Here is a 17,913-nt window from a genome sequence, read left to right as displayed (position 1 = left end):
TATTCTCGGCAAAAAAATGGCTTCCCGCAAGGGGAAGCCGCTGCAGCTAAGGCGAAATCGCTTTGCCGAATGTATTCGTAACCTTGTACCAGAACCAGTCGAGCGCTTGATCGATCGTCCGGCTCTGACCGGCAATATGTCCTGTCGAGGCCAGCACCATCGACCCGTCGATAACGGTCACATCGCCGTCCACCGAGCCCTGAACCTCCACCTTGCCGTTCTCAACCGTCAAATCGCCGGCAATCTGCACGCCTGCGGGAACGATGACCGTGTCTCCGTTAATGACGATTTGCTGAAGATCCGCGCCGTCTCCGGAGACAATCAGCTTGGAGTCTTCACCCCAAGAGGCGAACAGGCTGCTGAACATAATAAGCAGGAACACGGCCGCGGCCGTTGCTCCCGGATAACGGTAGAGCAATTGAACCAGCTTGCTGCGCTCCTTCTTCTTGGCCCCTTGCTTCGGAAGCTGCGCCATGATGCGCTCCTTCAGCTGCGCGGAAGCCGCCGCGTCTTCCCGAGAGCTCTTGTGACCGCTCTCCATGAATCGGTATATACTGGCATCCGTCTTCTCCAGTTGCTCCAATCGCGTGCTGCAAGAGGCGCAAGTCGACAAATGCGTCTGCAAAGTATCAATCTCTTCACGGGACATATCGCCGTCCAAATAGTCGTGAAGCTTGACGATGGCAACCTTACAATCCATAGCAGCCATTCCTTTCTTCCCAAGTGCTTGTGCTTTCGCGTTCAACTCGTTATAGGATACGTATCAGAACGAGGGATGTTTCACTTTTTTCTGCCAACAAAATGAATGCTACAAGCGGTGCTCCAGCTTCTTGCGCAGAAACTCCCTGCCTCTATGTACTCTCGTCTTAATCGTCGTCACCGGCATACCCAGAATATCGCCGACCTCCTGCAAGGAGAGATCATGCAGATACCGAAGCATCATGACCGTCTTGTACTTCGGCGGCAGCGATTCCATCGCTTCCTGTATAATCCGCTGTGTATCGGTCAGAATAAGCTCCGACTCCGGCGTCCGATCGTCGCTCGGAATCATCGAATAGCCGTCAAGCCCTTCGTAATCATTCGATTCCGCGTCGAGGGAATACGTCGGCCGGCGCTTCCGAAGACGATCGATGCACAGATTCGTGGCGATCCGGTAGATCCAGGTCGAGAATTTCTGCGTATCGTCGAAACGCTCCAAGTTCTTGTACACGCGAAGAAAGGTTTCCTGTACAACATCCTCCGCCTCTTGCCTGCTGCTCAGCATGCGATAAGCCATATGATAGAGCTTGCCCTGATACAGATCGACAAGCTCCTCGAAGGCTTGCCGATCGCCCTTCAAGGCTAATCGAGCGAGCCTGTTCTCCAATACGTTCACCTTGTTAACTCCTCCAAACGACCAAACGTACGCCCGTCTATTTAGAAAAATGGTAAACGACCTGACCGCAAATTGCAAGTGTTTTGGCAGCCCCGGCTCCTTGGCGTTCATAATTCCCCCTCGACTGCCGGGATTCATGTACCGATTACGGCCAGAGATGTTCGTTGCTTGCTCAATGGAAAGAAAAAGGAGACCCTGACCGTCAGGCCAAGCTCTCCATTTCTCAGCTTTTCTCATCTCAGGCTCGTTAGCACAGCCCATATTAACCTGCTTTCAAATCATCCAGCACATTCAGTATGGTTGTCGTCGGGATCGCGAAACCGATGCCCTGCGCCTCCGCGTTCACCGCCGAATTGATGCCGATTACTTCGCCCGACGTGTTCAGCAGCGGGCCGCCGGAGTTGCCCGGGTTGATGGAAGCGTCCGTCTGCAGCAAATGCTCGTACGTATGGGCCTGTCCATCCTCGCCTTGAATCGTAATCGGCCGCTCCTTCGCGCTCAGCACGCCCATCGTCAGCGTCGAGTCGAAGCCGTACGGATTGCCGATCGCCATCACCCAGTCCCCGATCTTCGTATTATCGGAATTGCCGAGCGTCAGGGACGGGAAGCTCTCCCCGTTCGGATTCGTCACCTTCAGCACCGCAAGATCGAGATCCGTGCTCGAACCCAGCACCTCCGCCACAAGCGGCTCGTCGTAGCCCTCTACCGTCACCTTCACCTGCGCCGCTCCGTCGATTACATGCTCATTGGTCAGAATATAGCCCTCCTCATCGAAGAAGAAGCCGGTTCCCGTTCCGTACAATTCGAGATTCTCGTCGCTGCTTGACTGCTGATCGTCCTGCGACTGGCCTTGCGAGCCGTCTTGCGATCCTCCGCGCCCTTGCCCTCTATAGCCGAACAGCTCCTGGAAGAACGGATTGGCGCTCATCGAGCTGCGCTGAGGCTGCACATAGTTCTCTACCTTCACCACCGCCGGACTAGCCTGCTCATAGATCGAGGCCAGGTCGGAGCTCGTACTCAGGCTCGCCGTTGTGAGGCCGGATCCCGCTCCCACCGCCGAGCTTGAGGTTTGTCCGGCAGTCGCTTCGCTCGCCGCCGCGCCGCCGGTGAACAGGTTCATCTCATCGGCGGAGTAGGTCAATCCGCCAATGACGATTGCTCCTGCCAGGAATGCCGCCGCTAGCGGCGCTACCCGATTGCGCTTCGTTTTGCGCTGCTTCTTCCCGACCGGTTGCTGTCCCACTTCTTTATAATAAGCTTCGAACTCATTCGTTGTGTTCGTATGTTCACGCGCCTGCGAATTCGGTTTGCTCTCATGCTCATAAGTATCGTGATTCATCTCTCATCATCCTCCCATGATTTGTTGCTCTTCTATCTGATAGCTCTATCATGAAGGATCGACCTTAAGACAATCTTAATCGAAACTAAAGGTTACATAAAAAGAGCCAGCCGCGGTGCTCCGCAGCTGACTCTCTCTTCTTGCTGTGTCGATTGCTTGCCATTTAAAGTCATCGGCCGTATTAACCGGTGTTCCGAAGTCCCGCGGCAATGCCATTGATGGTAAGCAGTACTTCACGCAGAAGTTCTTGGTCGTCCTCGTCCTTGTCGCGCAGCTCGCGAAGCTCCGTAATCAGCTGCACCTGAAGGTAGCTGAGCGGATCCACGTATGGATTGCGCAGGCGAATCGATTCTTGAATGACCGGCACATTGTCCAGAATTTCATCCTGCCCCGTAATGCGTAGAATGAGATCCGAAGTGAGCTGATATTCCTCTTCAACCTGCTTGAAAATGCGATCGCGGATCGCCGAATCCTTGATCATATTCGCATATTCCTTCGCGATCAGCATATCCGCCTTGGCAAGCGCCATCTGCAGATTGTCGATCAGCGAACGGAAGAACGGGAATTGCTCGTACATCGTCTTCAACGTTTCCAGCTTCGCGTTATCATCCTTCACGTAGCTTTGCAGCGCTGTGCCTGCCGCATACCATGCCGGAAGCAGGTAACGGCTCTGTGTCCAGGAGAACACCCATGGAATCGCGCGCAGATCCTCGAAGCGGTCGCTGTTCTTCCGCTTGGAAGGACGTGAGCCGATGTTGAGCTCGCCAACTTCAAGCAGCGGCGTCGATTCGCGGAAGAAAGTCAAGAAATCCGGATCGCGGAAGATCAGATCCTGATACTTGGTCAGCGCCGTCTCCGAGATCGAACGGGCAATCTCGTCCCACTCCGCCACGTCGGATGGCTCTTGCTGCGGATATTTCGCTAGGCGGGAAGCCGTCACCAGCGCCCAGGTCGCCTGCTCCAGACTGCGATAAGCGATGCCTTGCATCGAATAGCGGGAGGACAATACCTCGCCCTGCTCCGTGATCTTGATGCCTCCGCCGATCGTATGAGGCGGCTGCGCCAGAATGCTGCGGTTGAGCGGCATGCCGCCGCGACCCAAAGCACCGCCGCGGCCGTGGAAGAACTTCAGCTTCACATCGTAGGCTTTGCCCGCCGCCGTAATCTCGTTCATCGCGACGCGCAGCTCCCAGTTCGCCGTCACCGCTCCGCCGTCCTTGTTGCTGTCGGAGTAGCCTAGCATGATTTCATGCAAATTGCCGCAGGCCTCTACCGCTTTGCGATAAATCGGCGTCTCGAACAGCTCCTTCATAATGGCAGGAGCGGCATGAAGATCGTCGATCGTTTCGAACAGCGGCACCGATTGAATCGAGCAGCGAATCGAGCCGTCCGTCTCTTGACGGAACAAGCCGACTTCCTTCGCGAACACCATAACCTCCAGCATGTCGCTGGCCGCTTCCGTCATCGAGATGAGATAGCTGTTGATGCAGTTCTCTCCGAACTCCTTCTGGGCGCGGTAGATCGTATGATACACATCCAGACACTCGCGCGTGGACTCCGAATAGTCCAGATGGCTTGAAGTGAGCGGACGCGGATCGTTCAGCAGCTCCACCAGAAGCTTCGTCTTCTCGCTCTCGGACAATTCCGCATAATTACTCGTTACATTCATCTTCGCCAGAACCTCGGCCATCGCATTCTCATGCTCCTGGCTGTGCTGACGAATATCAAGCGCCATAAGATGGAAGCCGAACAGCTCCACCTGGCGAATCAGCTTCGCCACATCCGTGTCGGCCACATAATCCGCGAAGTGATGACGCAAGCTGCGGTCGATGATTTGCAGATCCTCTCTCAGCTCATTCGGGTGGTTGTAGCGCATAGGCGAGCCTTTCAGGGCGTCATTGCGCGTATTGGCGAGCTTCTCGAGCATGAAGCCCAGCTTAATGCGGTAAGGCTCCTTCGTATTGCGCCACAGATCCACATTCTTCAGCTCGACGTGCTCGCGGTCCGTGCGGATCGACTCCTCCAGCTCATCCGTAATTTCAACAAGACTCGTGCTGAAGCTCAGCAGATCCACAAGCTCATTCAGCTTCTCTTCATACTTCTTGATCGCCAATTGGCGATGAAGCGTCAACGTCTCCCAGGTCACCTTGGCCTTGACGGACGGGTTGCCGTCGCGGTCGCCCCCGATCCAGGAGCCAAAGCGAAGGTAAGCCGGCACATGCCATTTCTCGTCCGGGTAATATTTCGCAAGGCAGCGCTCAAGCTCTTCATAGACATTAGGAAGCACCTCGAACAACGTCTCGTCGAAATAAAACAAGCCGTTGCGCACCTCGTCGATTACGGTTGGCTTGCGATCGCGAAGCTCGTCCGTCTGCCATAGAATGAGTACTTCGTTGACCAACGTTTCGTTCAGCTTTTCACGCTCGCGAATCGTCAAGGTCGGATCATCCAGCTTCATCACGTTCTCCGCGATACGCTTATGAATATCCAGAACCGCGCGGCGCGTCGCTTCCGTCGGATGCGCGGTCATGACCAGCTCCAGCGAGATGCCGGACAGAATGTCCTGCACATCATTGACCGCGATATTGCGCTCCTTCAGATCCTGAATCGCGCTTTCGATCGAACCGCGTTGAACCGTCTCGCCCGCTGACAGCTCATAGTCGCGTTTTCTCCGAATGCGATGATTCTGCTCCGCAATGTTGACGAGTTGGAAGTATACAGCGAACGCGCGGATAACCTGATGACGTTTGTCCGGGCTCAGGGACGAGATCGTCGTCTTGAATTGCTCGAACAGCTCCGGCACGTATTCCGCGCGAAGCGTCTTGCTCATCTCGCGGATTTGCTCGACAAGATCAAGCAGCTCGCGCCCGCCTTGATGCACCAGCACGTCCCCGAGAATATTCCCTAGAAAACGGACATCTCTTCTTAGCAGATTATTCGCTTGTGTCCGACTGGCTGTTGACAGTGATACTGATTGTTCTGACATACCGTTCCTCCTAGCAGCAAACTCACTTTGAAGACAGGAGCATCAGCGATGCCCCTATCCGTCACAACTTTGTAAGATTACCTTCAATTATTCGTACATAGCTCCTAACATCATACTACAAATATCGGCGCCGTTGAAGTCTCCCCGCTTCAAATTGTCGAATTGGAAGCAATTACTCATGGGAGCGGTGCCGCCACCACCCTTTTTTTTCGCTCGATTCGGCTTGGCTACCTTATTTATACACCATTGCGCTCCCCGTTAAACACTTAAATTCGGCACCGCCTGCTCACCAAAATGGACATCAACGAGGGAATGCAGCCTGCGTTTGTCGAAAAAGACAAAAATAAAAACCCCTTATGTATCAAGGAGTTTCGGCGATTTAATTACTGGAGCGGGTGATGGGAATCGAACCCACGCTATTAGCTTGGAAGGCTAAAGTTCTACCATTGAACTACACCCGCATATGATGATGGTCGGGATGACACGATTTGAACATGCGACCCCCTGGTCCCAAACCAGGTGCTCTACCAAGCTGAGCTACATCCCGTCAAAAACAATCTTGCAAAGAATAAATGGCGCGGCCTAAGAGATTCGAACTCCTGACCTTTTGATTCGTAGTCAAACGCTCTATCCAGCTGAGCTAAGGCCGCACGATTTATGGAGCGGAAGACGGGAATCGAACCCGCGACCCTCGCCTTGGCAAGGCGATGCTCTACCGCTGAGCCACTTCCGCATAGGGTTAAAAGCTTCATCGCCAAACACTTAACGTCTTGCGGCGACAAGTAATAATATATCACGCTCAAAAACAAAATGCAACTCCTTTTATAAAAAAAATGTGTTTTTTGATAAAGTTGGTCTGCGCTTGCCGCATCCTCCTTCTCTGCGCCTCCTGCCGCCTGCCAACAAGCTTGAAAAGGGTCGGCTCCTTCTAGTAAACTTTAGAGCATACCCTTCCTTCTACATTCAATCCGTCCTATAAATGCAATCATCATTTTTCGTTAGGAGTGTATGTGCATGGTGAACAAGCGATTTACGTTACAAGAAGCCAACGACATGTTGCCCGATATACGCGCCGACTTGAAGCAGCTTCAGCGCTTGCTCGAGGAGCTTGAGGAGCAGATTATCGAGCATCAGAAGATCAAGGCGGCCCTAAGCAGCAACAAAGAAGAGCCCTTATTCGAGCTGGAGGGCAAGATCGACTTTATGCAGCATGAGCTGAACATGTATATGGATAATTTCTCGCGCAAGGGCATCCTGATCAAAATGATTCAGCCCGCGCTTCTCGATTTTCCTTCCATAATAGACGGCGAGGAAGTGCTGATCTGCTGGCGGGAGGGCGAGGAACGCATTATGCATTACCATGGCTGGCATGACGGCTTCCTCGGCCGGAAGGTGCATCCCGACGCTTGAAACGGCAAGCGGCCTCCGCGAGCCGCCTATTGGCGCAGCATCCGGAGGCGCTCCTCTCTTTCTTCCGCCGTCATTCTCGGACAGGTATAGCAATAGCTGCCCCCTTCGGTGCGATAGTACATGCAGCATACATTCTTCATCCGCATCCGCTCTTCGGAATCCTTATAATGCTCCACCCACCTGATCTTAACTTGAAGCGGATTGCGCTTCAGGCCGAATACGGCGGGCTCCAGCTCTTCCTTCAACAGACGATAATCCTCCAAAAGCCTGATCTCCGCATCGATATCCGGCACCCCGGGCGCTGCCTTCGGAATTTGCTCCATTAAATAATTCAACCTGGTAGGCATTAACCCCCAGAGATAGGCAAGGCGCATACCGCCGGCCTCCGCGATCCGCTCCAGCAGCGGCCGCACGAAGCCGCCGTGCAGAGCAGCCAGTTCTTCCCTGATCCAATTCGCGCGCTCAGCCTTCGATTCAGGAGCCATCGTCCACTCCGCCTCCTCCGCCTCGAAGAGAATCCGGGCATGACCGCCGTCAAGCACCAGGTGGAACCGAATATTCCCATGCGCAAGCCGCATCGCTCTCCCCTGGTAAGCCATCAAATATTGCTGCGCAATCGCCGGGCCTCCAAGCCACTTAGCCAAGTAAGCCGCTGCGGCTTGCCGATCCAGAGCCTTCATCTCGGGAGCGTACCGCTCCAGGAAGCTCTTCATCCCGCCGCCTTCAAGCAACTGGGATGCCGGAGCCGAATAGACAGAGCCTTCGGGCTCCTTGAAGCACAGCTGAAAATACTGATCCATGAAATCCGCATCCAAGCCCGCCCATTCCAGGTCTGCGCTCATTGTACAGCCTCCCTGGTCCTGGTCTCGGAGCTAATCATTCTGCCCCGTCCTTCGGGAATGCAATACGGCGTATGGAAGATCGGATCCTCCGCGATTCTGCAGCGCATTCGGAACACATGCCGCACCATCTCTTCCGTCATGATTTGCTCCGGCGGTCCTTCATCGTAGATTCCTCCCTCACTCACAGCGACCATGTGATGCGCGTACCGGCATGCCAGATTCAGGTCATGCAGCACCATGACAATTGTCCGTCCTTCGCGTTCGTTAAGCTCGAACAGCATATCGAGAATGTCGACCTGATGCGTCAGGTCGAGATAAGTGGTGGGCTCGTCTAGCAACAGCATATCCGTCCCTTGCGCCAAAGCCAGCGCGATCCAGGCGCGTTGACGTTGGCCGCCCGACAGCGCCTGAAGCGATCGCTCCGCGAATTCCGCCGTCCTCGTCGCGTCCAGCGCGTACTTCACCATTCGCTCATCCTCCTGCGACCACTGCTTCAGCCAGCTCTGATGCGGATATCTCCCTTGACGAACAAGCTGGCGCACCGTCAACCCCTCGGGAGCCTCCGGGCCTTGCGGCAGCATCGCCAGCTGCCTCGCAATCTCCTTCGAGCTCATGGACGAGAGCTGCTTCCCATCCAGCAGAATCGCGCCGGAGCTCGGCTGTCTTAGCCTGGCAATCGTACGCAGCAGCGTCGACTTCCCGCAGCCGTTGCTTCCGATCAGGACCGTTATTTTGCCCGGGGGTATTCGCAAATCCAATTGCTCCAGCACCGTCTTCTCGCCGTAAGCAATCGATAGCGCCTTAGCCTCCAAAATCGCCATGAACGCATGCCTCCTCTACAATTCTTGAATTAAAACTTGCGCGCCCGGAACAGCAGGTACAGGAAGAAGGGCGCGCCGATGGCCGCCGTGAACACGCCTGCCGGTATGTCCTTCGGATAAAAAGCTGTCCTGGCCGTCCAATCTGCCAGCAATACAATGATTCCCCCGACAATTCCAGCTACAACAACCTGGCTGCCGAACGGTCTGCCGACAAGCCGTCTCGCGATATGCGGCGAGATCAGTCCGACGAAGCCGATGGCTCCGACAAAGGCCACCGCCGTACCGGCAAGCACGACGCTTAACGCCAATAAGCATAGCCGATCTCGCTGCACAGCCACGCCGAAGCCTCCGGCCATATCGTCGCCGAGCTCCTGTGCGTTCAAGCTTCTCGCGAAATATAGCGTGAGGGGCAATAGCAGCGCGACGACCGCCAGCATCACTCGCACATTTTCCCATCTCGCGCCATAGACGCTGCCCGTCATCCAGATATACGCCTGGTTGAACGACAGAACCGGGCTGATGATGAGCATAAGCGTAGTCGCGGCGCTCATCGCCGCAGCGAGTCCGATACCGATCAACACCAGTCGATTTGGCGTGACGCCGTCCCTCCACGACAAGAGATAGAGCAGCGTCGACACAAGCAGCGCTCCCGCAATCGCCGCGAACGGCAGCAGGTGAATGCTGACGCTTCCCGCTCCGTAAGTCAGGAAGATTACGGCGGCGACCGACGCCCCGCCCGTAATGCCCACAATATCCGGCGAAGCGAGCGGATTGCGGATGATGCCTTGCAGAATCGCGCCCGCGATGCCGAGTCCCGCTCCCGCGAGCAATGACAGGAGCGCCCTCGGGAGCCGCAGCGATTCGACCACGAAGTCGCCCTGCAGACCCGCAATCGTCTTCAAGACATCAAGCGGAGCGATCATCGTATTGCCGAAGCATGCCGCCGCGAACACCAGGAGCGGCGCGAGCGGAATCAGCACGGCAAGCGCGATCAGCGATCTTCGTTCGATTTGGAAATGCATTTCAGGTCGCTTGCTTCGAAAAGTCACATGCCCCTTCAATCCCGAATCACTCCTCTGCGCGCAATATAAACAAAGAACGGCACACCGATCATCGCCATCATAATGCCGATCGGAACCTCCTGCGGCATGATCAGGAAGCGCGCGCCGATATCGGCAAGCAGCAGCAGATCCGCTCCCATCACTGCCGAAATCGGAATAAGCCAGCGATAGTCGTTCCCTGTAAACGCCCGCGCCAAGTGAGGCACCACCAATCCGACAAAGCCAATAGAACCAACCACGCCGACCGAACCGCCAGCAAGCACAACGACGGTGAGGCCCATCGCGATCTTGACGATTGTCGTCCGTTGACCCAGCCCCCTCGCGATATCTTCTCCGGTAATCAGCACGTTAATCGCGCCGCTCATCAGGAAGGCCGCCATAAGAGCCGCAACAAGAAAAGGCAGCACCGGCAGCAGACTGTCGAGCGATCGTCCGCTCACCGAGCCTGACAGCCAGAAAATCACGTCCTGAAAGCCCGTATCGTCCATGACCAGAATAATCTGCGTCATCGACGCGAACAACGCCGTCATCGCCGCTCCGGCCATAACCAGCTTCATTGGAGTCATCCCGTCCGAGCCGACCGCACCCAGCATATAGACGCATAGCGCCGTAAGCGCAGCCCCCGCGAACCCCAGCCACATCAGCTGCGACATATCATGAATATCGAGAAGCAGCGTGCCCAGAACGACAAAAAGAATCGCACCCGAATTAATCCCGAATACGGATGGCGAAGCAAGCGGATTGCGCGTTAACGCCTGCATAAGCGCTCCCGCCACGGCCAAAGCCGCTCCCGTAGTCGCGGCAATGACGGCTCGGTCCAGCCTCTCCGTGCGAACGATAAGCTGCTTGGCATTCGATTCGTCGTATTGGCGGAAAGCATCCAGCATCGTGCTCCATGAAATAGCCGTCCGACCAAGCAGAAGACTGCCTGCAAGCAGGCAGCCCAGCGCGGCGAGGAATAGCAGCAACCAGCCGAGCTTCAAGCTCTTCATGGCGCGAGATTGAAGAATTCGTACAGTTGGTCTAGCATATTGTTCGCGGCAAGATAGCCTCCGCCCGAATTCCACGCCACTTCATTCACATCATACACCTGACCGTTCTTGACCGCGTCGAGCGACTTCCATAGCGGATGAGTCGTCCAATCCTCATAGAATCGCTGAACCGCTTCTTCATCGGTCCCCGTGTTGAAGTTGAAAATCACATCGGCGTTCATATCCGGAATGCTCTCCTTCGAGGTCAGCGTCACGCCCCATATATCCGCGTCATGCCCTTCGGGACGATCGAAGCCCGCCTCCTTCAAGATGCCGCCGCCAAACCCCATATAGAAGATTCGCGCATGATCCGCCCGGAAATTCGTAATGGTCGCTTCAATCGGCAATCGATCACCCATCTTGGTCTTGAAATCAGCCACGCGGTCATCCCAATCCTGCATGAGTTGATCCGCCTTCTCCTCCTGATGAAGGGCCTCTCCCATCAGCTTCACGGTCGCCTTCCAATCATAAACCTGATCGATCATGACCGTTGGGGCGATTTGGCTAAGCTGATCATAGATCGCCTCATGCCTCGTCTTCGTCCCGACAATCAGATCCGGCTTCAATTGACTTAAGGCTTCCAAATTCGGTTGATGCTCCTCACCCAGCATCGGAATGCCCTCCAGATCATCTCTCAGATAAGAGTAGATCGGCTTCTCGGACCAGGATTCCACGATTCCGACCGGCTTGATGCCGTATGCGACAGCCGTATCGTTCGCGCCCTGATACAACGTGACAACCTTCTGGGGGATCCCCTTCAGCTCTGTGCTGCCCATGGCATGCTCAATGACGCGTGTCTCATTGCCTTCTCCGCCGGCCGCCGAATTCGACGCCCCTTTATTCTCTTCGCTTCCAGCGGCGTTCCCTGCCGCGGTCGCGTTAATCCCTTCATTAGCGTTCCCGTTGCTTTGTCCGCAGCCTGCCGCCAGCACCAGCATCGCGGCAAGCAGCCATACCAATCCCTGAGTCTTCATCTTGCGCATGTTGTTAATCCCCTTCATCCCTATAATGTAATTGATAATCATTATCAACGTTAAGTATACGTGTTTGGAGGAAAAAGAACATGAACAAATCCGTCGACTATTTGGATGTTTCCGACATGAGAATCGCATATAAACGATCGAGCAAAATCGAGTGGGAGTAGGAGGTGTATAACGTATACAAATGCTGCCGATCCAACAGCCTATGCGTCTTGCCCTCTCGAACCGGCTTCAAGGCAAGCCATCTCGGGTCGCCGGACCAGCGCTCCTCCATCTCCTCGATTCGCCGCTTCGATTCAGGCGATCCATCGTTGCGATAGCTGACAATCAGAATTCGATCCGCATGCTGCTCCAGCAGCTCCTCGTATTCGATCTCCCGGTAGTGCGCAATTCCCGTCGCTACGGACGCAGGAAGGACACCCAGATCGCCATGCAGCACGCTTCCCACGTTGCGCTGTCCGAACAAGCACAGCTTGCCGCAGCCGATGCCGACAATCAGCGTCCTCTCCTCCCGGATAGCATCGGGCAGCCGTTCGCGCAGCGCGGCGGCTTTCCGCTCATAGCCGTCGAGCCAAGCCTCGGCCTTCTCCCTCTCTCCGATAGCCGATGCCGTGTTTCGCAATTGCGTTCTCCAATTATCGAGATAGGGAATAATGACGGTAGGCGCGATTTGATCGAAAATTTTGGCTTTGCGGGAGGTTTCTTCATCATGAATGTCATTCGCCAGAATCAGATCCGGCCGTACCGCCGCAAGCCTGTCCAGATCGGGTCTGAAGCCCCCGACGGACACCGTGCTTCCCGCTTCGAACGGATAATAGCCATTGATCAGCGCCCCATGCGGCTCAACGCCAAGCGCAAGCAGATGACCGGTCAGATTATGCTGCAGCGTTACGATCTTATCGGCGCTCTTCACCTTGGCCGCATACACCGACGGCGAATAGCCCGTAGCCGACTTGAATTTGCGGCTGAAGTAGAACTCGTCTCCGAAGCCCGACTTCTGAGCAATCATGCGGTTCGAGTCATTCGAGACAAGCAGCAGTTGCTTCGCATAGTTAATTCTTAAATGGGTTAAATAAGCAGTCGGCGTCTTGCCGGTTCTCTTCTTGAATGCTTTGGTATAATAATCGGCGCTCATGCCGGCCATCTCCGAGAGCAATTCCCGCTTGATTGAATCACGGAAATGCTCCCGCATATAGTCTATCGTCCCTTGTATGGAAGCGCCTCCCGAAGCGCTTCCCGCGGCTTCCGGATTGTCCAGCAGCTCCTGCAGAAGATCGACGATAAGCTCCTGAAAGCGAATATTCGCCTTCGTCCTGCCCCAGCCGTCTCCCTCGCACATTCTCGCCAGTTCGAACGCCCGAGCCATATGTACGTGGAAATGCGAGACCATAAGCTCCTCGTTCAAGGGGAGCTCGGCAAATTCCGCTTTGCCGCTCTCGCCGACTCGAAGCAGGTGGAAGCCTATCTCGACATAATCGAGCTCCTCCTTCATCCGAAGAAGAAATCGCGCTACCGTATGGGGCGCGAGAAGCAGAATCTTCTTGCCTCTCAGCTCGTATCGCCGTCCGTCCGCTTCCAGTTCCCCTTCTCCTTGACGGAACAGCAGCAGCGTATGCTGCGCCCGGTCTGAGATTCCCTCCTTAGGCTCGCTGGAGGCATGCTTGGCATCGACGAGCAGCAAGGAGGCTGAGCTCATGAGCTCCATAACAGCCTGAGCGTTGGTACGCATGAATTCCCTCCGCATAAATGATAATCATTCTCACATTATTCTAAAACATGAGGAGCAGGATTGCAATGAGAAAAACGCCTCACGGCGTCCTTTGAAAGCAGCGACCTGCTCTAACGGACTTTTTGTCCTCTTAGACGCCGTTTTTCAACACTCGCTTGCTCTAACGGACTTTTTGTCCTCTTAGCCAACCCTACGAGCGAAAAAACAACGGGATGAACCCGCTTAGAGGCGAAAAGGTCCGTTAAAAATCCGAACTAGCTAAAAAGCGCTTCTAACGGTCGAAAAGGTCCGTTACAATTGCAAGATCCTATAATGCACAAAAAAACCCTTCAATCGAAGGGTTTTTCAAAAGCTATATGCGCGTAGAGGGACTTGAACCCCCACGGTCTCCCGCTAGATCCTAAGTCTAGTGCGTCTGCCAATTCCGCCATACGCGCGCAAGTTACATCAGACATATAATATAACATATTCATTTCATTTAATGCAAGCATAATTCTGTGGGATGACCCGAAAACTTATAAATTCTTATGTGGTAAGCCATGCGGACTCCTGCCCTTTTCAAAAACAAGAGCCCAAACACTCCAACGCGTCATCTGCGCATCAGCCTAATTTCGCGCTCAATACAATGTCGCCTCGCGGCTGCGTTCCGTTCGCATCCGGCTCCTGCGTAATCGCAATTGTATCAAAGTCGCTGTTCTCGAATGTGAAATAAAGCGCTCCATTGCCATCCGTCGTCAAGAAGGTTCCCGCATTCCGAGGCTTGCCGTCTTTAAGCAGCCATACTTGATAGGCCTCCGTGTTCTGAAGCTGCGGCAGGTTCTCCGCCTGAACGATTAGATGCGTTCCCTTATCGTCGATTACGATCGTCGCCAAACCGTTCGCGACGATATCATTCGCTGCCGGACTTAGCGTCACTGCCGATACAAGCTGCTTCGTGGACAAATCCGGACTGTTCGCATCCGCTAATTGCTGCTCGAGCTGCTCCACACTCGCTCTATTCTCGGCGATTTGTTTTTTCAAATCCTGCTTCTGACCCGTCAGTACCATCGAATAGACGACAAGCGCGACCGCAGCCGCCGATATCCCTGCCAGCGACCACCGCTCCCATGCCGATCTTCTCGAGGGTTTCGAAGCCTCCCTGACCGTCCCGCTTTCTCCTGCCGCTTCACCGCCTTCTCTCCCAAGAAAACGCTCCGGCAATTGTACCGTCATCGCATCGCCCGCAACCGCACTCGACGCTTCCTCTCCCAATACGGTCGAGAGAATTCTGCGCTTCATGCCCGGCGGCGGCTGCAACCGGTCGGCCGCATGAGGCAGCATTTCCGCCACGGTTCCAAGATCGGACACGGCTTCCCTGCAATTCGGGCATAGTTTCAAATGCGCTTCGAACGCCTCCCGCTCCTCTGTAGTCAATCCTCCTAACACATAGAGCTCCGGCAGCTCGCAAAGCTCGCTATGTTCTTGATTTCCCATAGACCATCACCCCTGTCTGCAGACCGTCAAGCCTCTTCCTAAGCTGTCTAAGAGCCAGCCTGACACGGCTCTTCACCGTTCCAAGCGGAATATCCCTCAGCCTAGACACTTCCTGCTGCGTATAGCCTTGATAATAGATCATCTCGACAACGTCCTGCTGGTCCTCATTCAGCTCCTGAATCGCCTTCTTCATTTCGTTGCCGTACCAATTCATTTCAACCTCGGTCTCAATATCCTGCTTCTCGTCCGCCACTGCCGCTAGCTGCGACTCATCCGCATAGGGCTCGGGCATGCGGCTCTTCCGCTTTCGAAGCTGATCAATCGCGATATTGCGGGCAATGGCGAACATCCACGTTGTGAATTTGCCGCTCTCTCCATCGTATCTTTCCGCATGATTCCATATCCGCAGGAACAGCTCCTGAATAATTTCTTCTGCGAGCATCGCATCCTTAACCATTCGCATAACGAACGAGTATAAGGGCATCTCGTATTGATCATACAATTGCTCAAGCGCGCTTGAATCCTTCAACGCAATCTGAGACATTAATTGCCGATCTCGTTCCTGATCACTCATAGGAAACTCCCTTCAAGCATTTTCCCCTATATCTACTCATTCGTATAATCCGGGGTTTTAGATTACATCCGGCATCATTTTTTAATCATTTTCATCAAAAAAAAGATCGGGATGCTCTCCGAATGAGCTTGATCATGAGAAAGCCTTCCATACGCTCAGGACGAGTCACATGGGTCTTTCACCGCCACAGTGTGAAAGCCGCTGCAAACCATCATACTCTTCGCCGCAGCAAAGCTCAAGCAGAATGTTGATCAGCGACCTCGATAAAGCTGCGTTCATGAATGCTTCTGCTACCAATGCACTAGGCAATGGTTAATCTTGCAGACCTTTCAGCATATTTTTCTGGAATCGTTATGAAGACTGAAAACAGGCAAATGCGCGTCAGGGGGTTACGCAATTGCCCATGCCATCCGCATAACAAAGGCTATACCTATAGGTAGACACCGATTGTCTCTTCTCAAACACATATTTCTCATTTTTTTAACAAAAGACGGATTTCCCATAGGCATTTAGACATGTAGCCCGATTAGGGGTCGCCAAATGAACCATTTTCCGATATAATTCCCATACAAAGGAGGCGATGATTGATATTCATAGTCACATCCTGTTCGGAGTGGATGACGGGGCAAAGGATTTGGAAGAATCGATTGCAATGGCGCGAATGGCCAGTTCTGACGGTGTCACTCATATGATTGCGACTCCCCATTTCTTCGAGAACGGAACAACCTCGAAAACCAATCTGTTGCAAAAAATCGAGACCTTGCAGCGGGCGCTTCATGCAGAGGACATTCCTCTGACCGTACTTCCGGGCAATGAGGTTCGCGTGAACTCTGCCGCATTTATTTATACTCACGCTCAGCAAGATCATTTTCTATATTTGAATGCTGCCAAAGGCTTTGTTCTGCTGGAGCAATGCTGGAACCACTACAATGAGGACACTCCAGAGATCGTCGACTTCTTCCTTCACCAGCAAACAAGACCCATTATTCCGCATCCGGAGCGACATTACTTCTTCCGTGAACAGCCTCAACTATTAATGGAGTTAATTCATCAAGGCGCATGGACCCAAGTTACCGCCGATAGTCTAATCGGCACGAATGGCAAGGAAGCGGCGGATTTCTCCAAATGGCTGCTCCAGCAAAACCTTGTGCATACCCTCGCGACCGATGCCCATAATGTGAAACGCAAGCCCAACCTATCCGCTGGCGTTCAGATGGCGAAGCAGCTAGCCAACGAAGCGCAAACCCGCGCCATATTGGAACGCATGGAGCAAGTTATAGCCTAAAAGCTAACGACAGGAGAACGCTGTTCCCCATTTAAATAATGCGAAAACAAATCCCCCATGAAATCATGAATTGATTTCATGGGGGATTTTCTTGAGACAACGCATTCGACGGGATGTGATGATTGGTCACCTCTATCTATGCGAACGCATAGTGTATAGAACAAATAACTGATCCTACAAACAGGAGTGAATCTTCCATGTCCTTTCTACCGCCCTTCGGGCCTCCAGGGCAATTTGGACCGCCCGGTCAAGGAATGGGACCGCCGCAGGGACCTCCCGGCCATCAGCAGATGGCGCCCAGTTCGCCACCGCCCTCTTTTGTACCGCAACAAGCCTCTGCCGCCGCTTTAGCCGTTGACCCGGGAGGCATTCGCCGCTGCCTTTTCCGCTTTACGTATATTTGGATGCATAATCGCAGCCAGTTCTGGTTTTTTCCAGTCTTCGTCGGTCCAACCTCCATCGCAGGCTTCCGCTGGAACGGAGCCTTCTGGATGTACGCCGGCTTTGATCTGAGATCGATCGAATCCTTCACTTGCGTATAGACTGCAGCTTCATTCAGAGTAGACTTAAATGTTCAATAAATAAGAAAAACGCCTGAGGTTGTCCTTTGATAGCAGTAATCTGCTCTAACGGGCTTTTTGAAGGCTGTCGATTAACTGTGGATCACCAACCTGTATAACACCTCAGCCGGTTCCGCTTTTGAAGCTCCAGAGCGGATAATCAGCGCTAGAGCGCCAATCGGAGCGTGATCCGAGGATGCAGAGCTGATAATCGGTATTCCAGCCCGGTCCACAATGAATCGACAGCCTCATTTTGTCCTCTTAGTCGATCAAACGAGCGAAAAAACAACGGGATTAACCCGCTAAGAGGCGAAAATGTCCGTTACAGTTGCTTATCCATTCTATAATGTGCAAGTAGAGTAGAGAACTGAATTTCGTTGGAGGGCGCAAGCCCTCTAGTTACTTTCCAGTTCCCCCTTCATCAAACCGGACGTGAGGTTTTCCCTC

Annotated in this window: 15 protein-coding genes and 5 tRNA genes; 3 read left to right on the top strand and 17 right to left on the bottom strand. The window is 53.9% G+C overall.

Features of this window, described 5'->3' with window-relative positions:
• Positions 1 to 46 precede the first annotated feature (46 nt).
• The 8 genes from HFP08_RS27660 to HFP08_RS27625 all read right to left on the bottom strand — a co-directional run bounded on the left by HFP08_RS27660 (position 47) and on the right by HFP08_RS27625 (position 6,433).
• The gene (locus tag HFP08_RS27660) at positions 47 to 700 is read right to left on the bottom strand and encodes a zf-HC2 domain-containing protein (RefSeq protein WP_168123866.1); all 654 of its coding nucleotides are present in this window, start codon (positions 698 to 700) and stop codon (positions 47 to 49) included.
• Positions 701 to 808: 108 nt separating this feature from the next.
• Entirely contained in the window at positions 809 to 1,375 is a 567-nt protein-coding gene (gene sigW / locus HFP08_RS27655; RefSeq protein ID WP_168123865.1) for an RNA polymerase sigma factor SigW, read from the bottom strand.
• A 262-nt stretch (positions 1,376 to 1,637) separates the two neighbouring features.
• Positions 1,638 to 2,714: a S1C family serine protease gene (locus tag HFP08_RS27650; protein WP_168123864.1), complete on the bottom strand. Its 1,077-nt coding sequence runs from the start codon at positions 2,712 to 2,714 to the stop codon at positions 1,638 to 1,640.
• Between the two features lie 181 nt (positions 2,715 to 2,895).
• Positions 2,896 to 5,700, bottom strand: a complete 2,805-nt coding sequence (gene ppc, locus HFP08_RS27645; RefSeq protein ID WP_168123863.1) for a phosphoenolpyruvate carboxylase — start codon at positions 5,698 to 5,700, stop codon at positions 2,896 to 2,898.
• Positions 5,701 to 6,087: 387 nt separating this feature from the next.
• A tRNA-Gly gene (locus tag HFP08_RS27640) sits at positions 6,088 to 6,161 on the bottom strand.
• Between the two features lie 9 nt (positions 6,162 to 6,170).
• Positions 6,171 to 6,247: transfer RNA gene (locus HFP08_RS27635), tRNA-Pro, on the bottom strand.
• Positions 6,248 to 6,273: 26 nt separating this feature from the next.
• Positions 6,274 to 6,350 (bottom strand) — tRNA-Arg (locus HFP08_RS27630).
• A gap of 8 nt (positions 6,351 to 6,358) precedes the next feature.
• Positions 6,359 to 6,433, bottom strand: a tRNA-Gly gene (locus HFP08_RS27625).
• Positions 6,434 to 6,714: 281 nt separating this feature from the next.
• On the opposite strand from HFP08_RS27625, the gene HFP08_RS27620 reads away from it, so the two are divergent.
• Positions 6,715 to 7,110 carry a DUF2203 domain-containing protein gene (locus tag HFP08_RS27620; RefSeq protein ID WP_168123862.1) on the top strand — a complete coding sequence of 132 codons (396 nt, stop codon included), beginning with the start codon at positions 6,715 to 6,717 and terminating at the stop codon, positions 7,108 to 7,110.
• A 26-nt stretch (positions 7,111 to 7,136) separates the two neighbouring features.
• On the opposite strand, the gene HFP08_RS27615 is transcribed toward HFP08_RS27620, so the two are convergent.
• From HFP08_RS27615 to HFP08_RS27575, 9 genes are all read right to left on the bottom strand, one after another.
• Entirely contained in the window at positions 7,137 to 7,952 is an 816-nt protein-coding gene (locus tag HFP08_RS27615) for a (2Fe-2S)-binding protein (RefSeq protein ID WP_168123861.1), read from the bottom strand.
• Positions 7,949 to 8,773 (bottom strand): ABC transporter ATP-binding protein, encoded by an 825-nt coding sequence (locus HFP08_RS27610; protein ID WP_168123860.1) that lies wholly within the window; start codon positions 8,771 to 8,773, stop codon positions 7,949 to 7,951. Before HFP08_RS27610 ends, HFP08_RS27615 begins: the two co-directional genes overlap by 4 nt.
• 29 nt (positions 8,774 to 8,802) lie before the next feature.
• Positions 8,803 to 9,834, bottom strand: a complete 1,032-nt coding sequence (locus HFP08_RS27605; protein ID WP_240941917.1) for a FecCD family ABC transporter permease — start codon at positions 9,832 to 9,834, stop codon at positions 8,803 to 8,805.
• Complete coding sequence (locus HFP08_RS27600; protein ID WP_168123859.1) at positions 9,831 to 10,826, bottom strand: FecCD family ABC transporter permease; 996 nt, start codon at positions 10,824 to 10,826, stop codon at positions 9,831 to 9,833. Before HFP08_RS27600 ends, HFP08_RS27605 begins: the two co-directional genes overlap by 4 nt.
• Complete coding sequence (locus HFP08_RS27595) at positions 10,823 to 11,848, bottom strand: ABC transporter substrate-binding protein (protein WP_168123858.1); 1,026 nt, start codon at positions 11,846 to 11,848, stop codon at positions 10,823 to 10,825. The genes HFP08_RS27600 and HFP08_RS27595 overlap by 4 nt, the downstream gene beginning before the upstream one ends.
• A gap of 97 nt (positions 11,849 to 11,945) precedes the next feature.
• Positions 11,946 to 13,574, bottom strand: coding sequence for an AraC family transcriptional regulator (locus HFP08_RS27590; RefSeq protein WP_168123857.1), 1,629 nt, complete (start codon positions 13,572 to 13,574; stop codon positions 11,946 to 11,948).
• Between the two features lie 357 nt (positions 13,575 to 13,931).
• Positions 13,932 to 14,011: transfer RNA gene (locus HFP08_RS27585), tRNA-Leu, on the bottom strand.
• A 163-nt stretch (positions 14,012 to 14,174) separates the two neighbouring features.
• Complete coding sequence (locus tag HFP08_RS27580) at positions 14,175 to 15,047, bottom strand: anti-sigma factor (RefSeq protein WP_168123879.1); 873 nt, start codon at positions 15,045 to 15,047, stop codon at positions 14,175 to 14,177.
• Positions 15,028 to 15,621 (bottom strand): RNA polymerase sigma factor, encoded by a 594-nt coding sequence (locus tag HFP08_RS27575; protein ID WP_168123856.1) that lies wholly within the window; start codon positions 15,619 to 15,621, stop codon positions 15,028 to 15,030. Before HFP08_RS27575 ends, HFP08_RS27580 begins: the two co-directional genes overlap by 20 nt.
• 580 nt (positions 15,622 to 16,201) lie before the next feature.
• On the opposite strand from HFP08_RS27575, the gene HFP08_RS27570 reads away from it, so the two are divergent.
• Together HFP08_RS27570 and HFP08_RS27565 are read left to right on the top strand one after the other, a co-directional pair.
• Positions 16,202 to 16,906 carry a tyrosine-protein phosphatase gene (locus HFP08_RS27570; RefSeq protein ID WP_168123855.1) on the top strand — a complete coding sequence of 235 codons (705 nt, stop codon included), beginning with the start codon at positions 16,202 to 16,204 and terminating at the stop codon, positions 16,904 to 16,906.
• A 197-nt stretch (positions 16,907 to 17,103) separates the two neighbouring features.
• Positions 17,104 to 17,448: a transporter gene (locus HFP08_RS27565; RefSeq protein WP_168123854.1), complete on the top strand. Its 345-nt coding sequence runs from the start codon at positions 17,104 to 17,106 to the stop codon at positions 17,446 to 17,448.
• Positions 17,449 to 17,913: the final 465 nt, after the last annotated feature.

Origin of the sequence: Paenibacillus sp. HB172176 (assembly GCF_011947265.1) — a bacterium.
Lineage (GTDB): Bacteria > Bacillota > Bacilli > Paenibacillales > Paenibacillaceae > Pristimantibacillus.
Note: the sequence above shows the minus strand (reverse complement) of the source record. Positions and strands in the feature narration are given on the sequence as shown.

Excerpts from the sequence above, each read along its gene's own strand:
- HFP08_RS27565 (WP_168123854.1), top strand. The coding sequence starts at position 17,104 with ATGTCCTTTCTACCGCCCTTCGGGCCTCCAGGGCAATTTGGACCGCCC.
- HFP08_RS27590 (WP_168123857.1), bottom strand. The coding sequence starts at position 13,574 with ATGCGTACCAACGCTCAGGCTGTTATGGAGCTCATGAGCTCAGCCTCC.
- HFP08_RS27575 (WP_168123856.1), bottom strand. The coding sequence starts at position 15,621 with ATGAGTGATCAGGAACGAGATCGGCAATTAATGTCTCAGATTGCGTTG.
- ppc (WP_168123863.1), bottom strand. The coding sequence starts at position 5,700 with ATGTCAGAACAATCAGTATCACTGTCAACAGCCAGTCGGACACAAGCG.
- HFP08_RS27615 (WP_168123861.1), bottom strand. The coding sequence starts at position 7,952 with ATGAGCGCAGACCTGGAATGGGCGGGCTTGGATGCGGATTTCATGGAT.
- HFP08_RS27610 (WP_168123860.1), bottom strand. The coding sequence starts at position 8,773 with ATGGCGATTTTGGAGGCTAAGGCGCTATCGATTGCTTACGGCGAGAAG.
- HFP08_RS27620 (WP_168123862.1), top strand. The coding sequence starts at position 6,715 with ATGGTGAACAAGCGATTTACGTTACAAGAAGCCAACGACATGTTGCCC.
- HFP08_RS27660 (WP_168123866.1), bottom strand. The coding sequence starts at position 700 with ATGGATTGTAAGGTTGCCATCGTCAAGCTTCACGACTATTTGGACGGC.
- HFP08_RS27580 (WP_168123879.1), bottom strand. The coding sequence starts at position 15,047 with ATGGGAAATCAAGAACATAGCGAGCTTTGCGAGCTGCCGGAGCTCTAT.
- HFP08_RS27600 (WP_168123859.1), bottom strand. The coding sequence starts at position 10,826 with ATGAAGAGCTTGAAGCTCGGCTGGTTGCTGCTATTCCTCGCCGCGCTG.
- HFP08_RS27570 (WP_168123855.1), top strand. The coding sequence starts at position 16,202 with ATGATTGATATTCATAGTCACATCCTGTTCGGAGTGGATGACGGGGCA.
- HFP08_RS27595 (WP_168123858.1), bottom strand. The coding sequence starts at position 11,848 with ATGCGCAAGATGAAGACTCAGGGATTGGTATGGCTGCTTGCCGCGATG.
- HFP08_RS27650 (WP_168123864.1), bottom strand. The coding sequence starts at position 2,714 with ATGAATCACGATACTTATGAGCATGAGAGCAAACCGAATTCGCAGGCG.